The organism is Achromobacter sp. 2789STDY5608621, from assembly GCF_001299375.1.
Lineage (GTDB): Bacteria > Pseudomonadota > Gammaproteobacteria > Burkholderiales > Burkholderiaceae_B > Achromobacter > Achromobacter insuavis.
The window spans coordinates 1-24,874 of the sequence record NZ_CYTU01000068.1 but is presented as its reverse complement, the minus strand read 5'-3'; the positions used below and the strand labels follow the sequence as shown (position 1 = coordinate 24,874).

Genomic DNA, 24,874 nt, shown 5'->3' with positions numbered 1-24,874 from the left:
CGCCCCCCGCCGCTTCGGCCCGCGTCAGCCGCTGCGCCAGCGTCTCGGCCAGCGGGTCCTCGATCGGATAGCGCCGGCCGGCCTGATCGACCCCGCGCAGGAAATGCAGCCAGCCGGCCAGCGCCAGCGCCAGCCCGGTGATCGGCCGGTCCGCCGCCAGCCGCGCCCGCACCGTGCCCAGCAGGCGCTGCGGCATCTTCTGCGATCCGTCCATGGCGATCTGCCGCGTCTGGTGCCGCAGCGCCGGATTGGCGTAGCGTTGCAACAGCCGCTCCTGATAAGCCGCCAGATCCAGGCCGGGCAAGGCCGGCAGGGTCGGCGCGATCTCGGTGCGCATCAGGTCGGCCAGATAGCGCCGCAGCGCCGGCTGCGCCACCGCCTGGTCCACCGTGGCCCAACCCGCCATCACCGACAGATAGGCCAGCGCAGAATGCGCGCCGTTGACCATGCGCAGCTTGAGCGTCTCGAACGGCGCGGCCTCGGCGGCGAAGCGCGCCCCGCCGGCGGCCCAGTCCGGCCGGTCGGCGGCAAAGTGGTCTTCCACCACCCACTCCAGGAACGGCTCGGCCTGCACCGGCCAGGCGTCCGTCATGCCCAGCGCCTGCGCCACGGCGGCGCGGTCCTCGTCGGTGGTGCGCGGCACGATGCGGTCCACCATCGAGCACGGGAAGGTGCAGGACTGGCCGATCCATTCGGCCAGCCGCGCGTCCACCTGCGCGGCGAACGCCAGCACCAGGCCGCGCAACAGATGGCCGTTACTGGGCAGGTTGTCCAGCGACAGCAGCGTCACCGGCCCCAGGCCCGCCGCGCGGCGGCGCTGCAGCCCCCAGACCAGGAATCCGATGGTGCTGCGCGGCGCCAGCGGCTGCCCCAGGTCGTGCACGATGTCGGGATGCGCCAGGTTCAGCGCGCCGCTGGCCGGATCGTGGCAATAGCCTTTCTCGGTCACGGTCAGACTGACGATGCGCGTATACGGACTGGCGATGCGCGCCAGCACCGCCTGCGGATCCTCCGGCGCCACCAGCGTTTCCAGCAGGCAGCCGATCACGGCCAGCCGCGCTTGCGGCCGGCCCTCGGCGTCGGCGCTGCGCAGCGCCAGCGTGTACAGCCCGTCCTGCGGCGCCAGCGCGTCGCGGGTATCGGCCTGCCGCAGCGACACGCCGCAAATGCCCCAGCGCGGATCGCCGCTGGCATGGATGGCCGCTTCGTTCACCGCCGCCAGGTGGCCACGCGCGAACGCGCCCAGCCCCAGGTGCACGATGCCGGCGCGCAAGGCGCCGCGGTCATAGGCCGGCCGCGCCACGCCCGGCGCCAGCGCCTGCAGGCGCGCCGGATGCAGCCGGACGGCCGCGGGGGCTACCAGTTCCATAACGTGCCGTCCTGCTGCAGCCGGTTCACCGGCAGGTAGGCGCGCTTGTACGGATACTTGGCGGCCAGCTTCTCGTCGATGTCCACGCCGTGGCCCGGCACGTCGCCCGGATACAGCATGCCCTGCGAGAAGGTGTAGGCGTGCGGGAACACCGCGTCCGTCTCCTCGGTGTGGCGCATGTATTCCTGGATGCCGAAGTTCGGCACCCACAGGTCGAAGTGCAGCGCCGCGCCCATGCACACCGGCGACAGGTCGGTGGCGCCATGGCAGCCGGTGCGCACCTGGTACAGCGAGGCCAGGTCCGCGATGCGGCGCAGGTGGGTGATGCCGCCCGCGTGCACCACGGTAGTCCGGATGTAGTCGATCAACTGGTTCTGCACCAGGTCCTTGCAGTCCCAGATCGAATTGAAGATCTCGCCCACCGCCAGCGGCGTGGTGGTGTGCTGGCGGATCAGGCGGAAGGCCTCCTGGTTCTCGGCCGGCGTGGCGTCCTCCATCCAGAACAGGTTGTACGGCTCCAGCGACTTGCCCAGGCGGCCGGCCTCGATCGGCGTCAGGCGGTGGTGCACGTCGTGCAGCAGGTGATGCTCGAAGCCGAGCTTTTCGCGGATGCGATCGAACAGCTTGGGCGTGTGCTGCAGGTACTTCTCGGTGGACCAGTCGTGCTCGCTCGGCAGGTCGGCGTCGGCGGGTTCGTAGAACAGGTTGCCGCGGCCCACGCCGTAGACCTTGTCCAGCCCCGGCACGCCGCTCTGCGCGCGGATCGCGCGGTAGCCCATGTCGGCATAGCGCAGCACCTCGTCGACGGTGTGCTCGATGTCGCTGCCGTTGGCGTGGCCGTAGACCATCACCCCGGTGCGGCTCTTGCCGCCCAGCAGCTGGTACAGCGGCAGGCCGGCGGCCTTGGCCTTCAGGTCCCACAGCGCGGTGTCGACCGCGGCGATGGCGGTCATCGTGACCGGGCCGCGGCGCCAGTAGGCGCCCTTGTACAGGTATTGCCAGATGTCCTCGATCTGGTGCGCGTCGCGGCCGATCAGGCAAGGCACCACGTGTTCGGTCAGGTAGGCCGCCACGGCCAGCTCGCGTCCGTTCAGGGTGGCATCGCCGATGCCGGTCAGGCCCTGGTCGGTCTCGATCTTCAGGGTCACGAAATTGCGGCCCGGCGAACAAACAATGACGCGTGCGTTCGTAATTTTCATCATGGATTCCGTGAAAACGGGAGGGTGTTCAGCCTTCCCAGCCCAGGTGGCTGAGGAAGTCGCGGGTACGGGCGACCTGCGGGTTGTCGAAAATCTGCGCGGGCGGGCCCTGTTCCAGGATGGCGCCGTTCTCGAACACCACCACCCAGTTGGCCACGCGCCGCGCGAAACTCATTTCATGCGTGACCACGATCATGGTCATGCCTTCCTGCGCGAGCTTCTTCATGACGTTCAACACCTCGCCCACGGTCTCGGGGTCGAGCGCCGAGGTCGGCTCGTCGAACAGCATCACTTCCGGCTCCATCGCCAGCGCGCGGGCGATCGCCACGCGCTGCTGCTGGCCGCCGGACAGGTTGGCGGGAAAGTTGCCGGCCTTGGCGGCCAGGCCGACCTTCTCCAGCAGCGCCATGGCGCGGGCCCGCGCCTGTTCCGGCGCCATGCCGAGCACGGTGATGGGCCCCATGGCGACGTTGTCCAGCGCCGACTTGTGCGGGAACAGCTCGAAGCTCTGGAACACCATGCCCATGCGCTGGCGCACCTTGCGCACCTCGGACTCGGCCTCCGGCACCGCCACGCCGTCCAGCAGCACGCGGCCGCCGTCGATCTTCTCGAGCGCGTTGGTGCAGCGCAGGAGCGTGGACTTGCCCGAACCGGACGGGCCGATCAGGCACATCACCTCGCCCTTGTTGACCTGCAGCGAGACGTCGTTCAACGCCACGAAATCGCCAAAAACCTTGCGCACGTGCTCGTACACCAGCACCGGCGGCTGATCGGCGCCCTTGCGTGCGGCAGCCGTTGCTGCGGCAGCCGTTGCTGCGGCGGCCGTTGCCGCGGCCACCGCCGCGCCGGTCGTGCCGGCCACTTGTTCCAGGATCATCTCTTTCACTCCTTGACTCCGTATTTGCGGTGGATCCAGTCGACCAGCTTGGCCTGCGGATAGCCCATCAGCCAATAGATCACCGCCATCGCGGTCAGCATTTCCAGCACGCGGAAGCTCTGCGCGCGCACCTGCATCGAGGCATAGGCCAGCTCGCTGACGGCGATCACCGACACCAGCGAGGTGTCCTTGAACAGCGAGATCCAGGTGCTGGCCAGCACCGGCAGGATGCGCCGCGCCGCCTGCGGCACCAGCACCTTGAACATGGCCTGGCGGCGCGACATGCCCATCGCCAGCGCCGCTTCCATCTGGCCCTTGCGGATCGAATTGATGCCGGCGCGGAAGGTTTCCGAGTTGTAGGCCGACACATTCAGCACCAGCGCCACCAGCGCCGTGGTCACCGCCGAGAACTGCACGTCCAGCGCCATCGGCATCACGTAGAACGCCCAATAGATCACCAGGATCAGCGGCAGGTTGCGGAAGAACTCGACGATCGCCACCGCCACGCCGTTGGCCACGCGGTTCGACGACAGCCGCATCAGCGCCAGCACCATGCCGCCCGGCACCGCCAGCGCCATCGTCACCACCGTCAGCATCACGGTCATGGCCGCGCCCTGCAGCAACACCTGGCGCGAGTCCCAGATAATTCCCCAGTCCAGATTCATGAGCGCCCCAGGTGTGCGTAACGTTGGTACAGCCGGTCCACGCCGCGCGTCACCGGGAACAGGATCACGAAGTACGCCACGATCACCGCGGTGAACACCTCGATCGGCCGGTAGCTCTGCCCGGCGATCGTCTCGGCCTTGTGCATCAGTTCGGGCACCGCGATCACCGTGGCGATGGCGGTGTCCTTGATCGCCACCGTCAGCACCGAGCCGAAGGCCGGCAGCATGCGGATGGTGGCCTGCGGCAGGATGATCTCGCGCAGCGCCTGGGCCCGCGACATGCCGAGCGCCAGGCCGGCGCGCATCTGCCCCGGCCGCACCGACTCGATGCCGGCGCGGATCACCTCGGCCGAGTAGGCCGCGATGTGCAGCGTCAACGCCACCAGCGCCGCCCAGAACGGCGCGAAGGTCACGCCGGCCAGCAGCGGGAAGGCGAAGTAGATCCACACCAGCACCACCAGCACCGGGATGGCGCGCATGCTGTCGATGTAGAACACCAGCAGCACCCGCAGCCAGCGCGGCCCGTACAGGCGCAACAGCGCGATCACCAGGCCCAGCAGGATGCTGGACACCGCCGTGACGGCGCTCAGCGCCACCGTGATGCCCAGGCCGCTGGCGAAGAAGCGCCAGTTATCGACGATGGGGGAAAAATCGAAATCCATGGAATCTCCGTGCCGACACGAGCCCGGGCGGGCTCAGAACGTCACCATCACTTTCATGGCCTGGCGCCGGTCCGCCGCCAGCGCGAAGGCCTCGTGCGCCTGGCGCGCCGGCACCGCCGCCGTCAGCAGCGGCGCGACGTCCACCAGGCCGCGGCCCAGGTAGTCCACCGCCCAGGCGTATTCATCGACGAAGCGGAAGCTGCCGACGACGTTCAGGCTCTTGACCATGATCTGGTTGAACGGGCACTGCTCGCTGCTGCCCCCCAGCGTGCCGACCGTGACGATGGTGCCGCGCGGCCGCGTGGCGCGGATGCAGTTGGCCAGCCCGGCATAGTTGCCGGAGGCTTCGAAGCACACATCGACCGTGCCCTTGCCCGCCGCCAGTTCGTCCAGCGCGGCCGACTCGGCGGCGGCGTTGATGGTGCGCGTGGCGCCGACCTTGGCGCAGGTCGCCAGGGTCTGGTCGACGATATCGACCACGATGACCTGGCTGGCGCCGGCCAGGCGCGCCGCCATCAGCACCAGCGCGCCGATCGGCCCGGCGCCCACCACCATCACCGTCTTGCCCAGCAGCGTGCCGGCGCTGCGCACCGCGTGCAGCGCCACTGCCAGCGGCTCGCCGAAGGCGGCCAGCTCGAACGACAGGCTGTCCGGCACCGGCACGCACTGCTTTTCCTGTACCACCACCTGCTCGCGCATCGCGCCCTGCATGTGCGGATAGCGGCTGGCGCTGCCGAAGAAGAACACCGCCTCGCAGTGATTGGAATCGCCCTGGCGGCAATAGCGGCACACGCCGCAGGTGCGCGCCGGGTCCAGCGCCACGCGGTCGCCGGGCTTGACGGCGGTGACCGCCGAACCGACCTCCAGCACCTGGCCCGAGGCCTCGTGGCCCGGCGTCAGCGGTTCGCGGATGATGAAATCGCCGACCCGGCCGTGGCGGTAGTAATGCAGGTCCGAACCGCAGATTCCGACCGCCTTGACGCCGACGCGCACCTGCGTCGGACCCAGCGGTTCGGGCGCCTGCTCGACCAGCCGCAGGTCTTCGGCCCCATGGATTGCGCAATTGAGCATGATGGGTCCGCCTTACTTCAGGGTCTGGGTCATGCGGCGCTCTTCGGCCACCAGTTCCGGATGCATGCGCGCTTCCACCTTGCGCAGCCACTCCAGGTACACCGGCTGGTTCTTGGCCACGCCCATGCCCGCGTCGATCGCGAAGATCTTGCTGTCCTGGCAGTCGTTTTCCTTGGGGAACACGGCCAGGCCCTTGACCTTCTTGCTGATGTTGGGCCACAGCATGCGGTTCAGCGGCGCCACGTCCGAGCGGCCCGCCAGCACTTCCTCGATCGGCGCCACCGAACCCGAGTTGGTCACGCCGCGCAGCTTGGCCTTGGGGAAGTTCTCCAGCACCAGCGGCTCTTCGCCCGCGCCCGAGAAGTAGGCCATGGTGATGCCGGGCTGGTTGAAGTCCTCGACCTTGGTGGCGTTGGTGAACTTGGGGTTGGACGCCAGGCCGAACATGCAGACGCTGGTGTTCGAGAACGTGACGAAGTCGATGATCTTGGCGCGCTCGGCGTTCTGGTTCAGCGGCCCGATCATGATGTCCATCTGGTTGGCGATCAGCGCCGGCACCTTGGTTTCGTGGCTGACCTGCACCGGCACGATCTTCACGTCCAGCAGGCGCGCGAATTCCTTGCCCAGCAGCCACGACGAGCCCATCCAGGGCTCGCCCGAGCCGGTGGTGTTCTGCACCAGCCACGGCGGGTTGTTGACCACGCCCACGCGCAGCACGCCAGCCTTGCGGATGGCGTCGATGCGCGGGCTCTCGCCGGGCGCGGGCGGCGTCTGCGCCTGGGCGGTGGCGGCGCCGGCCAACAGCAGGGCGGCGGCGGCGAAGCGGGTGAGGAAGGACGGTTGCATTGCGGTCTCCTTGGAGGGAAGCCCGGCGGCGAACGCCGGATGCGGACGCGCGTGGCCGCGGGCAGTCGCCCGGGCCGCGCGCCTTGCGCGTGGTCGGTGAATCCAGTGGGGTGGGGAAAAGGCCGGAGCGGCCTACGGGGTCTGTTCGATGATGCGCATTTCGTCGGCGTCCAGGCGCGTCTTCATGCCGGCGGCCACCTGCCGCAGCCAGGCCAGGTATTCGGGTTGGTTCTTGTCGATCGCCAGGCCCACCGGCGAGGCCTTTTCGGTGCTCTGCTGGCAGTTGGCCTCGGCGGGCAGCACGGTCAGGCCGCGCACCTTGCGGCTCAGGCCGACCCAGGGCACGCGATTGATCGGCGCCGCGTCGGCGCGCTTGGCCATGATTTCCTCGATCGGCGCGGTGGCGCCCGAGTTGGCCACGGCGCGCAGCGTGGCGTTGGGAAAGCGCTGCTTGACCCAGGCCTCCTCGGCGCCGCCGGTGAAATAGGCGATGGTGACGCCGGGCCGGTTCAGGTCATCGACCGACTTGGCCGCGGCCACCTTGGCATTGGACGCCAGGCCGAACATGCAGACGCTGGTGGACGAATACAGCACGAAGTCGACCACTTTCAGGCGCTCCGGCGTCTCGGCCAGCGGGCTGATGGTCATGTCGACCTGATTGGCCGCCAGCACCGGCACCTTGGTCTCGTGCGAGACCTGCACCGGCGTCAGCTTCACGCCCAGCAGGCGGGCGTATTCCTTGGCCAGCAGCCAGGCCGGACCGCTCCAACCCTCGCCGCCCTTGCCGGACACGTCCTGCAGCAGCCAGGGCGCGTTCTGCAGCACGCCGACGCGCAGCTCGCCCGCCTTGCGGATCGCATCGATGCGCGCGCTCTGGCCCGCCGCGGGCGCTTCCTGCGCCATCGCCGGCGCAGTCAGCGCATAGGCCGCCAGCGCGCACGCCGACAGCATCGCCGCCGCCCTGTGCCAGGCGCGGCTCCCCTTGTTCCTTTGCTGCATCCTGTTGTCTCCTGATGTGTGTCGCCCGGTTCCGGGGCGCGGTATCTTCCGCGCTCTGCCGGGGGCCGCCTGCCGGTACTACGTCAACGCCACCCCTGCGCGAACTCGCCGATCACGCGTTCGAGGTGATTGCGCATCGCCTGCCGCGCGCCATCCGCATCGCGCGCCACCAGCGCGCTGAAGATGCGCTGGTGGTCTTCCTGCGACGCCTGGCGCAATTCCTGCGTATGGAAATGCTGTTCGATCTTTTCCCAGATGGGGCCTTGCGCCTGGTCCCACATCGCCGTCACGGTGCCCAGCAGCACGCTGTTGCCGGTGGACTGCGCGATGTACAGGTGGAAACGGCGGTCGGCCTCCTGGTTTTCTTCCTTGTGCATCATCTGCTCGCGCATGGTGGTCAGCGCCTCGAAGATGCGATCCAGGTCGGCATCGTTGCGGGTGCTGGCCGCCAGCGCGGCGATTTCCGATTCGACCAGGCAGCGCGCGCGCAGCAGCTCGAACGGCCCCGCGCCCGGCTCCTGCGCGGTCGGCAGCCGCGCCACGCCCGGACGCGGTTCACAGACATAGATGCCCGAGCCGCCGCGCACTTCCACCACGCCCTGCAGTTCCAGCGCGATGATGGCCTCGCGCAGCGAGGTGCGGCTGACGTCGAAGCGCTCGGCCAGCGCGCGCTCGGCCGGCAGGCGCTTGCCCACCGCGAACTCGCCCTGCGCCACCAGCGCCTGGATCTGCGCGGCCAGCCGCAGGTAGGCGCGGTCGGCCACCGGCTTGCCGGCGGGTTCTTCGGGCTTGGGAATCAGTTGTAGTGTCATGTCGGTTGAAAGTGGTTGGACCAAATATTATTTGGTTTACCAATTTGTCGCATCATGGTTTACCACTATCCATTTGGTAAACCGTCCGAATAAAACAAAGCGCCGCGCCGGACGAGCCGGGGCGGCGCTGGGGTGGCGCTGGAATGCCGGGCGGGCCCGGCGCGGCGGCGCGGGCCGCCTCAGCCCAGGTTCGGCGCCAGGGTGCGCTTGAGGTCCTCGATGCTGCGGCCGCTGCGCGCGGCGTAGTCCTGCAACTGGTCTTCGCCGATGATGCCGACGTTGAAGTACTGCGACTGCGGATGGCTGAAGTAGAAGCCCGACACGCTCGAGGCCGGGAACATGGCGTAGCTGTCGGTCAGCATCATGCCGATGTCGGCGCCGTCCAGCACGCGGAACATGTCGGTCTTGACCACGTGTTCCGGGCAGGCCGGATAGCCGGGCGCCGGGCGGATGCCGACGTACTTCTCGGCGATCATGTCATCGTTGGACAGCGCCTCGTCGGCGGCATAGCCCCACAGGTCCTGGCGCACGCGGGCGTGCAGGCATTCGGCGAAGGCTTCGGCCAGGCGGTCGGCCAGCGACTTCAGCATGATGCTGGAGTAGTCGTCCAGCGCCTTCTCGAACTCGGCTTCCTTCTTCTCGATGCCCAGGCCCGCCGTCACCGCGAACATGCCGATGTAGTCCAGCTTGCCGCTGGACTTCGGCGCGATGAAGTCCGACAGCGACTTGTTGCTGACGCCCTCGCGCTTGGCGCCCTGCTGGCGCAGGTTGCGGTAGGTGAACAGCACCTCGCTGCGGCTCTCGTCCTTGTAGACCTCGATGTCCTCGTCGTTGACGCTGTTGGCCGGGTAGAAGCCGACCACGCCGTTGGCGGTGAGCCAGCGGCCCTCGACGATGCGCTTCATCATGGCCTGGCCGTCGGCGTAGACCTTGCGCGCCTGCTCGCCCACCACCTTGTCGTCCAGGATCGCCGGGAACGGCCCGAACAGGCTCCAGGTCTGGAAGAACGGGCCCCAGTCCACATACTTGGCAATCTCGGCCAGGTCATAGCTCTTGAAGGTGCGGCGGCCGATGAACTTGGGGCGCGGCGGCGTGTAGCTGTCCCAGTCGATCTGCGGGCGCGAGGCGCGCGCCTCGGCCAGCGGCAGGATCGGCGTGGCCTTGCGGTTGGCGTGGCGTCGGCGCACGTCCTCGTATTCCTCGGCCAGCTCCGCCAGGTAGGCGTCCGACTGGTCGGACATCAGGCTGGTGGCTACGCCCACCGAACGGCTGGCGTCCGGCACGTAGATCACCGGGCCTTCGTAGTTGGGCGCGATCTTGACGGCGGTGTGCACGCGGCTGGTGGTGGCGCCGCCGATCATCAGCGGCACCTTGCGGCTGCGGAAATACTCGTCGCGCTGCATTTCCGAGGCGACGTAGGCCATCTCTTCCAGGCTGGGCGTGATCAGGCCGGACAGGCCGACGATGTCGGCGTTCTCTTCCTTGGCCTTCTCCAGGATCTGGGCGCAGGGCACCATCACGCCCATGTTCACCACTTCGAAGTTATTGCACTGCAGGACCACCGACACGATGTTCTTGCCGATGTCGTGCACATCGCCCTTGACCGTGGCGATGACGATCTTGCCCTTGGCGCGCACGTCGCCGCCGGCGGCCGCGATCTGGCGCTTTTCCTCTTCGATGAAGGGGATCAGGTGGGCCACGGCCTGCTTCATCACGCGCGCCGACTTCACCACCTGCGGCAGGAACATCTTGCCCTCGCCGAACAGGTCGCCGACCACGTTCATGCCGTCCATCAGCGGGCCTTCGATCACCTCGATCGGACGGCCGCCGCGCGCGGCGATCTTCTGGCGCACCTCTTCGGTGTCCTCGACGATGAAGGCGGTGATGCCATGCACCAGCGCGTGCGACAGGCGCGCCTCGACTTCGGCATTGCGCCAGGCCAGGTCTTCTTCCTTCTTGGCGCCCGAGCCCTTCACCGTGTCGGCGAACTGCACCAGGCGCTCGGTCGGCGTGCGTTCGTCGGCCGGGTCGGTCTTGCCGACCGGTTCGGCGCGGTCCAGCACCACGTCCTCGACCAGATCGCGCAGCTTGGGATCGAGGTCCGCGTACACGCCCAGCTGGCCGGCGTTGACGATGCCCATCGTCATGCCTTCCTTGACCGCGTAATACAGGAACACGGTGTGGATGGCCTCGCGCATCGGCTCGTTGCCGCGGAACGAGAAGCTCACGTTCGACACGCCGCCCGAGATGCGGGCGTGGGGCAGGTTCTCGCGGATCCAGCGCGTGCCTTCGATGAAGTCGACGGCGTAGTGGTTGTGCTCGTCGATGCCGGTGGCGACCGCGAACACGTTGGGATCGAAAATGATGTCTTCCGGCGGGAAGCCCTCTTCCTCGACCAGGATCTTGTAGGCGCGGCCGCAGATTTCCTTGCGGCGCTCCAGCGTATCGGCCTGGCCCAGTTCGTCGAACGCCATCACCACCACCGCCGCGCCGTAGCGGCGGCACAGGCGGGCGTGGTGGCGGAACGGCTCCAGGCCTTCCTTCATCGAGATCGAGTTGACCACCGGCTTGCCCTGCACGCACTTCAGGCCGGTCTCGATGACGTCCCACTTGGAGCTGTCGATCATCACCGGCACGCGGGCGATGTCCGGCTCGGAGGCGATCAGGTTCAGGAAGCGGTGCATGCACGCCACCGAATCCAGCATGGCCTCGTCCATGTTGATGTCGATGATCTGCGCGCCGTTCTCGACCTGCTGGCGGGCCACGGCCAGCGCCTCGTCGTACTTCTCTTCGCGGATCAGGCGCGCGAACATCTTGCTGCCCGTGACGTTGGTGCGTTCGCCCACGTTCACGTACAGCGTGTCTTCGTCGATATTGAGCGGCTCCAGGCCCGACAGGCGGGTCTTGACCGGGATGTCCGGCACCACCCGCGGCGTCAGCGCCGTGACCTTGTCGGCAATCGCGCGGATATGGTCGGGCGTGGTGCCGCAGCAGCCGCCCGACATGTTCACCAGCCCGGCGCGGGCGAATTCCTCCAGCAGCGCCGAGGTGTCGGCCGGCGTCTCGTCGAAGCCGGTCTCGGCCATCGGGTTGGGCAGGCCGGCGTTGGGGTACACGCAGACGTAGGTGTCGCAGATCTTGGACAGCTCGGCCACGTACGGGCGCATCAGCGCCGCGCCCAGCGCGCAGTTCAGGCCGATGGTGACCGGACGCGCATGGCGCACCGAGTTCCAGAAGGCCTCGACGGTCTGGCCCGACAGGATGCGGCCGGAGGCGTCGGTGACGGTGCCCGAGATCATCACCGGCAGGCGGATGCCGCGCTGCTCGAACACTTCCTCGGTGGCGAAGATCGCCGCCTTGGCGTTGAGCGTGTCGAAGATGGTTTCGATCAGGACGATGTCGATGCCGCCGTCCAGCAGGCCGTTGAGCTGTTCAATGTAGGCGACGCGCAGCTCGTCGAAGGTGACGTTGCGGGCGCCCGGGTCGTTCACGTCGGGCGAGATCGACGCCGTCTTGGGCTGCGGGCCGAGCGCGCCGGCCACGAAGCGCGGCTTGTCCGGCGTGCTGTACTGGTCACAGGCCTCGCGCGCCAGCCGCGCCGACACCAGGTTCAGTTCGTAGGCCAGTTCCGGCAGGTCGTAGTCGCCCTGGGCGATCGAGGTGGCGCCGAAGGTGTTGGTCTCGATGACGTCGGCGCCGGCTTCCAGGTACTGGCGGTGGATCTCCGAGATCACGTCCGGCCGCACCAGCGACAGCAGTTCGTTGTCGCCCTTCAGGTCCTTGCCATGCTCGGCGAAGCGCTCGCCGCGGAAATCGGCCTCGCCCAGCTTGTAGCGCTGGATCATCGTGCCCATCGCCCCGTCCAGGATCAGGATGCGCTGGCCGAGCAGACGGGCGAAGTCGCCGCCGCGGGTGAAGCTCTCGGGCGGATAAGGCAGGCGGGGATACGACACGTTCAGGTCCGAAAGGAGGGGGTTGGGCAACGAAAGCGGCCGGGCAAATGTCGCTAAAAAGCGATAAAGGCCGAAAAATCAACCCCTGATCGTAACAAAACAGGCCCTGTTTCGCCCTCCGGTGATACAGTTTCGGCCCCGAACCGGTGCTTTCGGCGCACAGGGACAGGCAAGAACGCAACACTTGCCGGTCCGCGCGCGAAAGGTAAACGGGAAACAGGAAGACATCCGCCCCGCCGCCCACAAGGCCCGCCGGCCCGGACATCCAGCCTGTGCTGCCCCCGCAACGGTCCCCATGCGCGCGATGCGCCCATGGCAGCCCGATACCGGCCTGTTCGATCGCCAGGACGCCCGTCCGGCGCCCGCTCCCCAGGGATTGCGGCGTGGCCCGGGTTTCCTCCCCATCGTGATTGACCTGCGGGGTCGCGGGTCGCATCGAGGTCTTGTAGATGAAATCCCGCTCCATCCGGCGCTATGCCGGCGCCCTGCTCTGCTCCGCCCCGGCCCTGTCCGCCGCCCAGCAAGCCGCCACCCCCGCCCCCGAACTCGACAGCATCACCGTCACCGCCCAGCGCGTGCCGACGGACGGCCGCACCCTGCCCGTGTCGATCTCGGTCATCACCGCCGAAGACATCGCCGCCAGCAGCGCCCGCACCATGCAGGACCTGCTGTCGACGCAGGCCGGCATCCACCTGATCAACAACTCCGGCTCGTCCGACGGCGCCATGGTCGACCTGCGCGGCTTCGGCGTGACCGGCGCCAGCAATACGCTGATCATGATCGACGGCGTCAAGCAGAACCCCAACGACCTGTCCGCCCCCAACCTGGGCGTGGTGCCGCTGGACCAGGTCGAGCGCGTCGAAATCGTGCGCGGCAGCGGCTCGGTGCAATACGGCGGCGGCGCCACCGGCGGCGTGATCAACATCATCACCCGCAAGGACTTCGCCAAGGAACCGGTCACGGCCCGCGCCACCGCCACCTTCGGCAGCTACGGCCTGCGCCAGTACGACGCCGCAGTGGCCCTGAACAACCAGAAAGTGGGCGTGGACGCCTACATGCAGTCGCTGCACAGCGACGGCTACCGTGACAACAACGCCGAAACCCGCGAAGGCGGCGGCGGTGGCATCACCTTGCGCCATGCGGACGGCTCGATCCGCCTGTACGGCAACACCACCACGCAGCGCCTGGAACTGCCCGGCCCGCGCCAGATCAATCCGCTCACCGGCCTGAACCAGTACCAGGACGATCGCCGCGGCGCCAAGAACGACGCCGACTTCATCAAGTCCACCTCGACCACCATCGGCCTGCAGCTCGAACAGGCGCTGGGCGTCGGCACGCTCTACGCCGACCTGGCCAGCCGCAACAAGAAGCTGCACGGCCTGACCTACACCGCGCCCGGCATGTTCGATGGCGGCGGCGACACGCTGCGCGACCAGAAGCTGGAAGAAAACAGCGCCAGCCTGCGCTACCGCCTGCCGATCGCCGGCGGCCACAGCGTCGTGTTCGGCGCCGATGCGCTGGAGTCCAGGAGCACGGTCACGCAGGATGCCTACTACGATCCGATCCAGTCCAAGATGCAATCGCGCCAGCATCAATACGGGCTGTTCGCCGAAGGCCAGATCCGCGCCACCGAAAGCACCAACATCACCATGGGCGTGCGCCGCCAGTACGCCTCGGACAAGCTGGAAATCCTGTCCGGTACCGGCGGCAATCCGTCGGACAGCGGCCACCACCTGACCGCCTGGCAGTTGGGCGTGCGCCAGGACCTGAGCAGCGGTTTCGGCGTGTACGGCAAGGTCGGCCGCAGCTTCCGCCTGGCCAACAGCGACGAATTGCTGTGGGTGCAGAACCCGCTGGCGCCCCAAACCTCCACCGACAAGGAACTGGGCGTGACCTGGCAATCGGAACGCAGCAGCGCCCGCCTGTCGTGGTTCCGCTATGACCTGACCAACGAAATCCAGTACAACCCGCTGGCCGACATGTTCGGCGCCAACGTCAACCTGGATCCGACCCGCCGCCAAGGCATCGAACTCGAAGGCCATCATGAGATCGTCCGCGGCGTGACGCTGGATGCCAACCTGACCTGGATGGAAGCGCAGTTCCGCTCGGGCACCTACAACGGGGTCGACCTGGCCGGCAAGACCGTGCCGATGGCGCCGAAGTGGCTGGCCAATGCCGGCGTGACCTGGCGTCCCACGGATGCGTTCCTGTGGAACGTGGCCGCGCAATACGTCGGCAAGTCGCGCCTGGACAACGACCAGGCCAACGAATTCGACAAGCAGATGGACGCCTACGTGCTGTTCAACACCAAGGTCGCGTACAAGTTCACCCGCAACATCGAGGGCGCGGTGGGCGTGAACAACATCCTGGACCGCAAATACGCCACCTACGGCATCCGCAGCGGCAGCCTGGGGGAAACCGGCCCGTACAACCTGTACCCCGCGCCCGGCCGCAACTTCTACGCCTCCCTCACGGTGCGCTACTAAGCGGCGATCCGATATAGTCGGCGTTCCTCCACGCCGACCGTATCGAGCCACCGCATGACCTTCGTCCGCGCCCTTCCGTTCGCCGTCCTGGGGCTGTTGTGCGCCCCGGGGCCGGCGGCGGCCGACACCTCGGCCAAGACTGCAGCCACGCCCTCGGTCGAAACCCCGGCGGCGATCCACGCGCGCGACGACCGCGGCCGCGACGTCACCCTGGCCGCCCCGGCGCGGCGCGCGGTGACCCTCGCGCCGCACGCCACCGAGCTGGTCTACGCGGCCGGCGCCGGCGCCTACCTGGTCGCCACCATCCGCGGCAGCGACTACCCGCCCGCCGCCCGCGCCCTGCCGGTCATCGGCGACGGCACCCAGCCCGACCCCGAACGCGTGGCCGCCACCCGGCCCGACCTGATCATCGCCTGGCAACCGTCCGCCGCCGCGCCGCTGGCGCGCGTGATGGACAAGCTGGGCGTGGCGGTCTACTACAGCGACCCGCAGACGCTGGCGGCCATTCCCGACGCGGTCGAACGCCTGGGCGTGCTGTTCGGCACCGAGGCGCAGGCCGGCCCCGCCGCCCAGGCCCTGCGCGCGCGCCTCGATGCGCTGGCCGCGCGCTACGCCGGCCGCGCGCCGGTGCGGGTCTTCGTGCAGGCGGGCCTGGACCCCATCTACACCCTGAACCACGCCAGCATCGTCAGCGACGCGCTGCGCCTGTGCGGCGGCGTCAACGTGTTCGGCGACGCGCCCGTGGTGGCGCCGCAGGTCGGCCTGGAAAGCGTGCTGGCGGCGCGTCCCGACGCGGTGCTGGCCGGCGTCTCCGCGCCCGCCGACACCGCCCGCAACCTGGCCGCCTGGCGCGCCATGGGCCTGCCGGCCGCGCAGGCCGGCCACGTCTACGGCATCGACGCCGACGCGCTCTACCGCCCCGGCCCGCGCCTGGTCGACGCGGCCGAGCAGCTGTGCGCGGACCTGGACCGGCTGCGCCAGCCCTAGGCATCCCGACACGCGCGGCCGCCCCCGCGCCGCCGGGGCCGTCCGGGATACCCCTGTCCGCGACCCGGTCATTCGCGCGCCGCATGGCTGCGCGGCAAGCGCGATTTCTGGAACGCCGCGGCCCCGCCACGGGGACTGACACGCCGCCCCGTGCTTTATGATTCGGCTAACCGTGATCAACCCGTTGATCCGCCCGATGATCAGCCAGCCCCCGCGGGTTCCGCAGCGCGCGCCCGCCCTTTGACACACCGCCATGACCACTCAAGACACTCTCACCATCGCCGGCCGCGCCTACTCGTCGCGCCTGCTCGTCGGCACCGGCAAGTACAAGGATTTCGAACAGACCCGCGCCGCGCTGGACGCCAGCGGCACGGAGATCGTCACGGTCGCCATCCGCCGCACCAACATCGGCCAGAACCCGGGCGAGCCCAACCTGCTCGACTACGTGCCGATGTCCAAGTTCACGCTGCTGCCCAACACCGCCGGCTGCTACTCGGCCGACGACGCCGTGCGCACGCTGCGCCTGGCGCGCGAGCTGCTGGACGGCCACGCCCTGGTCAAGCTGGAAGTGCTGGGCGATCCGCACACGCTGTTCCCCAACATGCCCGAAACCCTCAAGGCCACCAAGACGCTGGTGGATGAGGGCTTCCAGGTCATGGTCTATTGCACCGACGATCCCATCCAGTGCCGCATGCTCGAAGACATGGGCGCCGTGGCCGTGATGCCGCTGGCCTCGCTGATCGGCTCCGGCATGGGCATCCTGAACCCCTGGAATCTGCGCCTGATCATCGACCAGGCGCGCGTGCCGGTGGTGGTGGACGCCGGCGTGGGCACCGCCTCGGACGCCGCCATCGCCATGGAACTGGGCTGCGACGCCGTGCTGATGAACACCGCCATCGCCGCCGCGCGCGACCCGGTGCTGATGGCCAGCGCCATGAAAAAGGGCGTCGAGTCCGGCCGCGAGGCCTTCCTGGCCGGCCGCATGCCGAAAAAGCTCTACAGCGGCGCGCCCAGCTCGCCCACCGAAGGCCTGATCACCGCCGCCCCCGGCGCCGCCAAATGAGCAGCCGCCAGCCGGCCGCCAACGGCCGCCAGATCCCCAACGCGCTGACCATCGCCGGCGTCGACCCGTCCGGCGGCGCCGGCATCCTGGCCGACGTCAAGGCCATGAGCGCCCTGGGCGCCTATGGCTGCGCCGTGATCGCCGCGCTCACCGCCCAGAACACCCAGGGCGTCACCGGCATCTCGCCGGTGCCGCCGGCCTTCGTCGGCCAGCAGATCGACACCCTGTTCGCCGACGTGCGCATCGACGCGGTCAAGATCGGCATGCTGGGCCAGCAGCCGGTGATCCAGGTGGTGGCCGAGAAGCTGGCCAAGTGGACCCCGGCCCACGTCGTGCTGGACCCGGTCATGGTGGCCAAGAGCGGCGACCTGCTGCTGGAACGCGACGCCGTCGGCGCCATGCGCGAGGCCCTGCTGCCTCAGGCCACGCTGCTGACCCCGAACCTGCCCGAGGCCGGCGTGCTGCTGGAAGAGCGCCCGGTGGAGACGGTCAAGGAAATGCGGCGCGTGGCCGAGCGCCTGCGCAACAAGCTGGCGCATTCGGGCCAGCGCTGGGTCATGGTCAAGGGCGGCCACCTGCCCGGCAACGACACCATCGACCTGCTGCACGACGGCGACCGCATGATCGAGCTGCCCGGCCACCGCATCGAGACCGCCAACACCCACGGCACCGGCTGCACCCTGTCGGCCGCCCTGGCCGCCCTGCTGCCGCAGGTCGAGGACGTGCCCGAGGCGGCGCGCCGCGCCAAGGCCTACCTGACCGAGGCCATCCGCCACGCCGAGCGCCTGTCGGTCGGCTCCGGCCACGGCCCGGTGCACCACTTCCACGCCTGGTGGTGAGCCCGGCGGGCGGGTCCGATTTCCCCTCTGTAACCAGTCGGTCCGCCCCGCCGCGTCACAGGACGCTACGAATCGGTACAATGGTCAGCTGATTCCTCCGCTTTTTTCCTGACCGTCATGAACGCTTCGACCCTGCCCGACGTAGAACAAGCCCGCTTCAACATGGTGGAACAGCAGATCCGCCCGTGGGACGTCCTGGACGCCAACGTGCTGCAAGCGCTGTTCGATGTGCGCCGCGAACAGTTCGTTCCGCCGGCGCTGCGCGCCCTGGCGTTTTCCGACCTGGAACTGCCGCTGGAAATCAACGCGGTCAACACCCGCCAGACCATGCTCGCCCCCAAGGTCGAAGCCCGCCTGGCCCAGGAACTGCAACTGAGCAAGTCCGACTGTGTGCTGGAAATCGGCACCGGCTCCGGCTACCAGGCCGCGCTGCTGGGCTACCTGGCGCAACAGGTCACCTCGGTCGAGATCGACAGCCGCCTGGTCACGTTCGCGCAGCAGAACCTGCAGATGAACAACGTCACCAACGTCAAGGTCGAGACCGGCGACGGCCGCAACGGCTGGGGCTCCACCGAATACGACGCGATCCTGGTGACCGGCTCGGTGCCGGTCGTGCCGGACGCGCTCAAGTACCAACTGCGCGTCGGCGGCCGCCTGGTCGTCGTCGTCGGCCAGGCCCCCGTCATGACGGCCTGTCGCATCACCCGCACCACCGCCGCCAGCTTCGAGACCGTCAATCTGTTCGAAACGGTCATCAAGCCCCTGCGCGGCGCCACGGTGTCGCAGTTCAAGTTCTGAGTCCCGACGGCGGCGCCCCACGGCCCCGCCCTTCCGGCCCGCGTCCGTGGGCCGGATACCGGACCCCAGACCCCGACTCCCTGGAGCAGCACCCCACCTCCTGACAGATCATGCGCGTCCGACTGCTTACGGCTTTACTGGTTTTTACCTCCGCCGCAAGTGTCGGCCCGTCTGTCGCGTGCGCGCAGAACCTGTTGCAGGTGTGGCAATCCGCCCTCGGCAACGATCCCATCTACGCCGCGGCCCGCGCCAACTATCGCGCCGGCCTCGAAAAAGAGCCGCAGGCGCGCGCCCTGCTGCTGCCCGAAGTCTCGGCCGGCGTCGGCGGCGCCTACCAGGAAACCCGCAGCACCCGCGGCCTGAACATGGCCTACAGCGGCGGCCGCGGCGTCTGGGACCTGGCGCTGACGCAGCCGCTGTTCGACTGGGGCCGCTGGCAGAACTACGAACAGTCCAAGCTGATCGTCGCCGATGTCGAAGTGCAGCTGCAGCAGGCCTACCAGGACTTGCTGCTGCGCGTGGCCGACGCCTATTTCAACGTGCTGTACGCCCAGGACACCCTGACCGCGACCGAGGCCGAGAAGGCCGCCGTGGCCGGCCAGCTGGAGTCCGCCAAGCGCAATTTCGAGCTCGGCAACGCCACCATCACCGACACCTACGAGGCCCAGGCCCGCTACGACCTGGTGGTGGCGCAGGAACTGCGCCTGCAGAACGACCTGGATGTGCGCCGCGACGAGCTGGCCAAGATCATCGGCGGCCCGCCCGGCGCGCTGGCCGAGCTGCCGCAGGGCGTGCAACTGCCGGCGCCGCAGCCGGCCCGCGTGGCCGACTGGAGCAACCAGGCCGAATCCTCCAGCCTGGACGTGCTGCGCGCCCAGCTGCTGACCCGCATCGCCGGACGCCAGATCCAGATCGCCAAGAGCGGCCACTACCCCACCCTGAACCTGCGCGCCACCAGCGGCAGCGCCAGCGACGCGGTGATGCGCAACGCCACGCCGGGCAAGCCGATCGACAGCACCATCGGCGTGGTGCTGTCGATTCCGTTGTATTCGGGCGGCGGGGTGTCCTCGCAGGTCACCGAGAAGGTGCAGCTCGAACAGAAGGCCCGCTACGATTTCGAGGCGGCGCGGCGCCAGGCGGTGCAGGCCGCGCGCCAGTACTACACCGGCGTCACCAGCGGGCTGGCGCGCATCCAGGCGCTCGAAGCCGGCGAGAAATCCAGCCGCGCCGCGGTCGAGGCCAACCGCACCGGCTATGAAGTGGGCGTGCGCATCAACCTGGACGTGCTCAACGCCCAGCAACAGCTCTACGCCACCCAGCGCGACCTGGCGCTGGCGCGCTACAGCACGGTGCTGTCGGGACTGCGCCTGAAGGCCACCAGCGGCATCCTGGTCGAGTCCGACCTGGACGCCATCAACCGGCTGCTGCGCGAGCCGCGCTGAGCGCGGCGCCGCCTCAGGCGCCCTGGATCTTCTTGACCAGCGCCGTGGTGGAACGCTCGAACTCGAACGGAATCGCCACCGCGCGGCCGCCCCAGGACTTGACCAGGGCGGTTTCGGGCAGTTTTTCCATGTCGTAGTCGCCGCCCTTGACGATCAGGTCCGGCTTGAGCTGGCCGATCAGGGCCTCGGGCGTGTCCTCGTGGAACGAGGTGACCACCGTGACGAAGCCCAGCGCCGCCAGCAGCGCGGCGCGGTCTTCCATGCGGTTCAGGGGACGCTCGTCGCCCTTGCCCAGACGCCGCACCGATTCATCGGTATTGACCGCCACGACCAGCGTGGCGCCCAGCTGGGCGGCCTGGTCCAGATAGGTGGCGTGGCCCCGATGCAGGATGTCGAAGACGCCATTGGTGAACACCAGCGGCCGCGGCAGGCGGCCGGCGGCTACGGCGGCGACGCAGTCGTCGCGGGACAGGACTTTGGATTCGAAACGGGCGGCTGACATGCCGCGATTGTACGACGGCGGCCGCGGCCGCCGTCGCCCTTCAGCGGGCGCGCCCCGGCCGGGGCCGGCGCGCGCCGCCCTCCCGCCGGATCAGGCGCCGGCCAGGATGATTTCCTTTTCCTTGGGCACCACCAGCGCGGTCATTTCCTTGCGGTAGCGGTTCAGGTCCTTGACCGTCTCGAAGCTGCGGTCCATCAGCTTGGACAGGATGTGCAGGATGCGCGTGGCGACCTTCTGTTCCCAGACGCCGTCGAAGCGGATCTGGCTGTCCAGCCAGTGTTCCAGCCAGCCCGGCTCGGGCAGGCGCGACTGCACCGTATCGTTGGGGAACAGGTCCTTGTTGACGTGCAGGTTGGTCGGGTGCAGCGCCTGCTGGGTGCGGCCGGCCGAGGCCATCAGCACGCCGATCTTGGAGAACGCCAGGCGCGCCTGCACGCTGGTGTCCTCGCCGCGGTTGTGCAGCGCGCGGCGCATGTACTGCAGGTAGGCGCCGGCATGGCGGGCCTCGTCCTGCGCCACGGTCTTGTAGATGGACTTGATGACCGGCTCGGTGTGCCATTCGGCGGCGCGGCGGTACCAGTGGTTCAGGCGCACCTCGCCGCAGAAGTGCAGCATCAGCGTTTCCAGCTCGGGCGCGACGTCGAATTCGAAGCGCACGTTGTGCAGTTCTTCCTCGGTGGGCACCAGGTCGGGACGGAAGCGGCGCAGGTACTCGATCAGCACCAGGGAATGCTTCTGTTCTTCGAAGAACCACACCGACATGAACGCGCAGAAATCGCTGTCGCCGCGATTGTCGCGCAGGAACATCTCGGTGGCCGGCAATGCGGCCCATTCGGTGATGGCGTTCATCTTGATCGTGTGCGCCTGCTCGTCCGAGAGCTTGCTGCGATCGAAGTCGCCCCAGGGAATATCGTGCGCCATGTTCCAGCGCACCGCTTCCATGGTCTTGAAGAGTTCAGGATAAAGCATGTTCTGCCCTTGTTTTCGTCCCGCTGTGGGGCTATAGAAATTAATGAATGGCGCACGCGCTTGCCGGCGTGACGCTGCATTGGCCGCCGCAGCGCTATTTTTCGCCGTCTCCCGCGAAGCTATGATGACCGTTTCATGAATGAAACATGACAGGAGGATCGCCCTTACACCATCGCGCCGCCTATCGGGTCAATGCCCACAACGTCACCCCGATACCCAGGGCCAGCACGCCAACCAGCGCCGCGATCAGCCGGTTGCTCTGCTGCTGGGCCCGCCGCAACTGCACCATCTCGGCCAGCAGCGCCGGCGAGAGGTTCGGGCGGTTCAGATGGTCGTGGACCAGCCTGGGAAGCGCCGGCAGCATTTGCGACCACTGCGCGGCTTCTTTTTCCAGGCTCTGCCGCAGGCCCTTGAACCCGACGCGCTGACGCATCCAGCGTTCCAGGTAGGGCTTGGCGGTCTTCCAGAGATCCAGGTTGGGGTCGAGCTGCCGCCCCAGGCCTTCGACGTTCAGCAACGTCTTCTGCAGCAGCACCAGCTGCGGCTGGATCTCCACATTGAACCGGCGCGAGGTCTGGAACAGGCGCAACAGCACCTGGCCCAGCGAAATCTCGGACAACGGCCGGTCAAAATAGGGTTCGCAGACGGCGCGCACCGCGCCCTCCAGCTCTTCCTCGCGCGTATCCGGCGGCACCCAGCCGGACTCGATGTGCAACTGCGCCACGCGGCGGTAGTCGCGGTGGAAGAAGGCCAGGAAGTTCTGCGCCAGGTAGTTCTTGTCGAATTCCGACAGCGAGCCGACGATGCCGAAGTCCAGGGCGATGTAGCTGCCCAGCGTCTCGGGCCGGTCGGACACGTAGATGTTGCCCGGGTGCATGTCGGCGTGGAAGAAGCCGTCGGTGAACACCTGGGTGAAGAAGATCTCGACGCCGGTGCGCGCCAGGGTCGGGATGTCGATGCCGGCGGCGCGCATGCGCTCGACCTGGCCCACCGGCACGCCGTACATGCGCTGCATGGTGAAGACCGTGGACGCGGTGTATTCCCAGATGACCTCGGGCACCATCAGCATGTCGCCGCGGCCGGATTCCGGGCCGAAGTTGCGGCGCAGCTGGCTGCAGTTGGAGGCCTCGCGCACCAGGTCGAGCTCGTCGTGCAGGTACTTGTCGAACTCGGCCACCACCTCGCGCGGCTTGAGCCGGCGGCCATCGGCGCCCAGGCGCTCGATGATGCGGGCCACGATCTTGAGCAGCGACAGGTCTTTCTCGATGATGCTGAGCATGCCCGGGCGCAGCACCTTGACCGCCACCTCGCGGCCGTCGTGCAGCACCGCGAAGTGCACCTGCGCGATGGAGGCCGACGCCACCGGGTCGACCTGGAACTGCGCGAACAGCTTTTCGGGCGGCGCGCCCAGCGCGGCCTCGATGCAGGCGGCGGCCTGGGCCGACGGGAACGGCGGCACGCGGTCCTGCAGCAGCGCCAGCTCGTTGGCGATGTCGGCGGGGATCAGGTCGCGGCGGGTGGACAGCACCTGGCCGAACTTCACGAAGATCGGGCCCAGCGACTCCAGCGCCAGGCGCAGCCGCAGGCCGCGCGGCTTGCGCGGCCGGGTGCCCAGGCGGATGACGCGCAGCAGGCAGGTCGCCAGCGGATGGTTCAGGCTGGACAGCACCAGCTCGTCCAGACCGTAGCGCAGCGAAACCAGGATGATGCGAAGCAGGCGCAGCAAAGGGAACATGGGTCAGGCGCCTCGCTTGGCGGCGGCCGTGGCCAGTCGGGATTGCAGGGCGGCGGCCGAGCGCGCCAGCGCGTCGGCGCGGGCGTTCAACTCGGCCAGGTCCAGGCGCCACTGCTCCAGCGCCGGGCGGCCCAGCAGCATGCCGCTTTCCTCGGCCAGGTATTCGGACACATTCTCGGCCATGCGCTGGCCGGCCTGGCGCGCGCCGCCGGCGGCCGCGCGCAGCCCGCCGGCGATGCGCAGCGCGGGAATGTCGCCCACCAGCCGGGCCAGGCTGTCTTCCGGGTCCCAGCGCAGTTGCTTGGACAGGTCCGCCACCACCTGCGCCAGCGCGGCGTCGCCGGAAATGTGCGTGGCCTCGGCGAAGTCGGGCGCCTCGCCGCCCGCGCCCAGGCGCGGCAGCGGCAGCTTCTCGGGCGCCACCGTCAGGGTCACGTCGGGCGCCACCGCCGCATCGGCCTGGGACGCCAGGCCCTCGCTGTCGATGGTCAGGCCCAGGGTGAAGCCGCCCAGCGCGAAACGCACGGTCTTGCCGGCGTGACGGGCCAGGCGTTCGCGCGCCCAGTCTTCACGCTTCAACAGGGTGTTGAGCGCGCCGACGGCCAGCCGTGCAGGAGTGGGCAGAAACGAAAAAGGCAACATGACGGTCCGCGGCCCCGCGAAACGGGGATGACGAAGTTGATGGGTAAATCGGGAGTGTAACGGGTTGGATGGGGGTGTGTTCCGGACAGTCTGGACGCGGTTTGCGCCCGCGCATGGAAAAACCGGCCCTGAGGGGCCGGTTGTGGCGGACGGCCGCAAGGCCGCCGCGATAGCAGGGGGATGGCGCCAGCCGGATCAGCTGGCGAATTCCACCGGGATCTGCTGGATGCCGGCCAGCAGCCAGCCGCCGTTGGCGGGCTTGAACAGGTTCCAGACTTCCTCGAAGCGGAAGGCTTCGGCGCCCGGCGCCTCGCGCAGCATGCCCGAGAAGCGCACGCTGGCCAGGTGGCCGTCGGACACCGTCTCGATGCCCAGCAGCTCGGCGTTCAACAGCACCACTTCGGTCTTGTTGGGGGCCGCGCCGCGCTCGGTCAGTTGCGGCTTGAGCTCGGTGATGAGGTCGTCGGTCAGGTAGTCGCGCAGGCGGTCGGTGCTGCCGCTGTCCCACACGGCCTGGATGCGCACGAACTGGTCCTTGGCCTGCTTCAGGAAGTTGGGCGTATCGAAATCACCCGGCACGAACCAGTTGTTGTCGTCGCCCGCCTTGGGCATCGCGGCAACCGGCTCCGCGGCGGCCACGGCAGCGATCGGCGCGGCCGCCGGCGTGGCCGGCTTCAGCGTTTCACGCCACATGGGCTGCTGCTGCGGCTCGCCAGGCGCGTTGTTGGCGCCGCCAAAGGCGCCCTGGGTGGCCGGACGCGGCGCGGCGCCACGCAGGCGGCGGATGATGAACATCACGGCGAACACGACCACGGCGATCAGCAGCGCGGACGACAGGAACTCGGCGAAGGCGCCCGACAGGCCCATGCTCGAGAGCAGGGCGGCGATGCCCAGGCCGGCGGCGATGCCGGCGATCGGGCCGAGCCAGCGCGACGCGCCGCTCTTGGCGGCCGCGCCC

21 protein-coding genes are annotated in these 24,874 nt (G+C 68.6%); 6 read left to right on the top strand and 15 right to left on the bottom strand.

The window, feature by feature from the left end:
- From AOZ53_RS31000 to metH, 10 genes are all read right to left on the bottom strand, one after another.
- The coding region (locus tag AOZ53_RS31000) for a mannitol dehydrogenase family protein (protein ID WP_054490790.1) at positions 1-1,369 on the bottom strand (1,369 nt) is incomplete at its 3' end.
- Positions 1,357-2,568: a D-mannonate dehydratase ManD gene (gene manD / locus AOZ53_RS30995; RefSeq protein WP_054477808.1), complete on the bottom strand. Its 1,212-nt coding sequence runs from the start codon at positions 2,566-2,568 to the stop codon at positions 1,357-1,359. The genes manD and AOZ53_RS31000, both read right to left, overlap by 13 nt.
- Before the next feature lie 28 nt (positions 2,569-2,596).
- The gene (locus AOZ53_RS30990) at positions 2,597-3,328 is read right to left on the bottom strand and encodes an amino acid ABC transporter ATP-binding protein (protein WP_054433255.1); all 732 of its coding nucleotides are present in this window, start codon (positions 3,326-3,328) and stop codon (positions 2,597-2,599) included.
- Positions 3,329-3,450: 122 nt separating this feature from the next.
- Positions 3,451-4,110 (bottom strand): amino acid ABC transporter permease, encoded by a 660-nt coding sequence (locus AOZ53_RS30985; protein ID WP_006392648.1) that lies wholly within the window; start codon positions 4,108-4,110, stop codon positions 3,451-3,453.
- Positions 4,107-4,772: an amino acid ABC transporter permease gene (locus AOZ53_RS30980; RefSeq protein ID WP_054490788.1), complete on the bottom strand. Its 666-nt coding sequence runs from the start codon at positions 4,770-4,772 to the stop codon at positions 4,107-4,109. The genes AOZ53_RS30985 and AOZ53_RS30980 overlap by 4 nt, the downstream gene beginning before the upstream one ends.
- A gap of 33 nt (positions 4,773-4,805) precedes the next feature.
- The gene (locus AOZ53_RS30975) at positions 4,806-5,843 is read right to left on the bottom strand and encodes an L-idonate 5-dehydrogenase (RefSeq protein WP_054490786.1); all 1,038 of its coding nucleotides are present in this window, start codon (positions 5,841-5,843) and stop codon (positions 4,806-4,808) included.
- Between the two features lie 12 nt (positions 5,844-5,855).
- Positions 5,856-6,689, bottom strand: a complete 834-nt coding sequence (locus AOZ53_RS30970; RefSeq protein ID WP_054433163.1) for a substrate-binding periplasmic protein — start codon at positions 6,687-6,689, stop codon at positions 5,856-5,858.
- A 132-nt stretch (positions 6,690-6,821) separates the two neighbouring features.
- Positions 6,822-7,688, bottom strand: a complete 867-nt coding sequence (locus AOZ53_RS30965; protein ID WP_054490784.1) for a substrate-binding periplasmic protein — start codon at positions 7,686-7,688, stop codon at positions 6,822-6,824.
- Positions 7,689-7,771: 83 nt separating this feature from the next.
- The gene (locus tag AOZ53_RS30960; protein WP_054433161.1) at positions 7,772-8,500 is read right to left on the bottom strand and encodes a FadR/GntR family transcriptional regulator; all 729 of its coding nucleotides are present in this window, start codon (positions 8,498-8,500) and stop codon (positions 7,772-7,774) included.
- Positions 8,501-8,679: 179 nt separating this feature from the next.
- Entirely contained in the window at positions 8,680-12,453 is a 3,774-nt protein-coding gene (gene metH / locus AOZ53_RS30955) for a methionine synthase (RefSeq protein WP_054490782.1), read from the bottom strand.
- Positions 12,454-12,902: 449 nt separating this feature from the next.
- Here metH and AOZ53_RS30950 point away from each other — a divergent pair, with 449 nt between their 5' ends.
- From AOZ53_RS30950 to AOZ53_RS30925, 6 genes are all read left to right on the top strand, one after another.
- On the top strand, positions 12,903-14,939 hold the full coding sequence (locus tag AOZ53_RS30950) for a TonB-dependent receptor (RefSeq protein WP_054433160.1): 2,037 nt from the start codon (positions 12,903-12,905) through the stop codon (positions 14,937-14,939).
- A gap of 54 nt (positions 14,940-14,993) precedes the next feature.
- Positions 14,994-15,926, top strand: coding sequence for a cobalamin-binding protein (locus AOZ53_RS30945; protein ID WP_054490780.1), 933 nt, complete (start codon positions 14,994-14,996; stop codon positions 15,924-15,926).
- A 253-nt stretch (positions 15,927-16,179) separates the two neighbouring features.
- The gene (locus AOZ53_RS30940; RefSeq protein ID WP_006386872.1) at positions 16,180-16,989 is read left to right on the top strand and encodes a thiazole synthase; all 810 of its coding nucleotides are present in this window, start codon (positions 16,180-16,182) and stop codon (positions 16,987-16,989) included.
- Positions 16,986-17,828: a bifunctional hydroxymethylpyrimidine kinase/phosphomethylpyrimidine kinase gene (gene thiD / locus AOZ53_RS30935; protein WP_054433158.1), complete on the top strand. Its 843-nt coding sequence runs from the start codon at positions 16,986-16,988 to the stop codon at positions 17,826-17,828. The genes AOZ53_RS30940 and thiD overlap by 4 nt, the downstream gene beginning before the upstream one ends.
- A 117-nt stretch (positions 17,829-17,945) precedes the next feature.
- Entirely contained in the window at positions 17,946-18,626 is a 681-nt protein-coding gene (locus AOZ53_RS30930; protein WP_006386870.1) for a protein-L-isoaspartate O-methyltransferase family protein, read from the top strand.
- Between the two features lie 110 nt (positions 18,627-18,736).
- Positions 18,737-20,068 (top strand): TolC family outer membrane protein, encoded by a 1,332-nt coding sequence (locus AOZ53_RS30925; RefSeq protein ID WP_054433157.1) that lies wholly within the window; start codon positions 18,737-18,739, stop codon positions 20,066-20,068.
- A gap of 13 nt (positions 20,069-20,081) precedes the next feature.
- On the opposite strand, the gene rfaE2 is transcribed toward AOZ53_RS30925, so the two are convergent.
- From rfaE2 to AOZ53_RS30900, 5 genes are all read right to left on the bottom strand, one after another.
- On the bottom strand, positions 20,082-20,570 hold the full coding sequence (rfaE2, locus tag AOZ53_RS30920; RefSeq protein WP_054433156.1) for a D-glycero-beta-D-manno-heptose 1-phosphate adenylyltransferase: 489 nt from the start codon (positions 20,568-20,570) through the stop codon (positions 20,082-20,084).
- 90 nt (positions 20,571-20,660) lie between these two features.
- Positions 20,661-21,539, bottom strand: coding sequence for a ferritin family protein (locus AOZ53_RS30915; RefSeq protein ID WP_054433155.1), 879 nt, complete (start codon positions 21,537-21,539; stop codon positions 20,661-20,663).
- A gap of 181 nt (positions 21,540-21,720) precedes the next feature.
- Positions 21,721-23,274: a ubiquinone biosynthesis regulatory protein kinase UbiB gene (ubiB, locus tag AOZ53_RS30910; protein ID WP_054490778.1), complete on the bottom strand. Its 1,554-nt coding sequence runs from the start codon at positions 23,272-23,274 to the stop codon at positions 21,721-21,723.
- A gap of 3 nt (positions 23,275-23,277) precedes the next feature.
- On the bottom strand, positions 23,278-23,916 hold the full coding sequence (locus AOZ53_RS30905) for a ubiquinone biosynthesis accessory factor UbiJ (protein WP_054433153.1): 639 nt from the start codon (positions 23,914-23,916) through the stop codon (positions 23,278-23,280).
- Between the two features lie 195 nt (positions 23,917-24,111).
- Positions 24,112-24,874: Tim44 domain-containing protein (locus tag AOZ53_RS30900; protein ID WP_054490776.1), on the bottom strand; the 763-nt coding region annotated here is incomplete at its 5' end.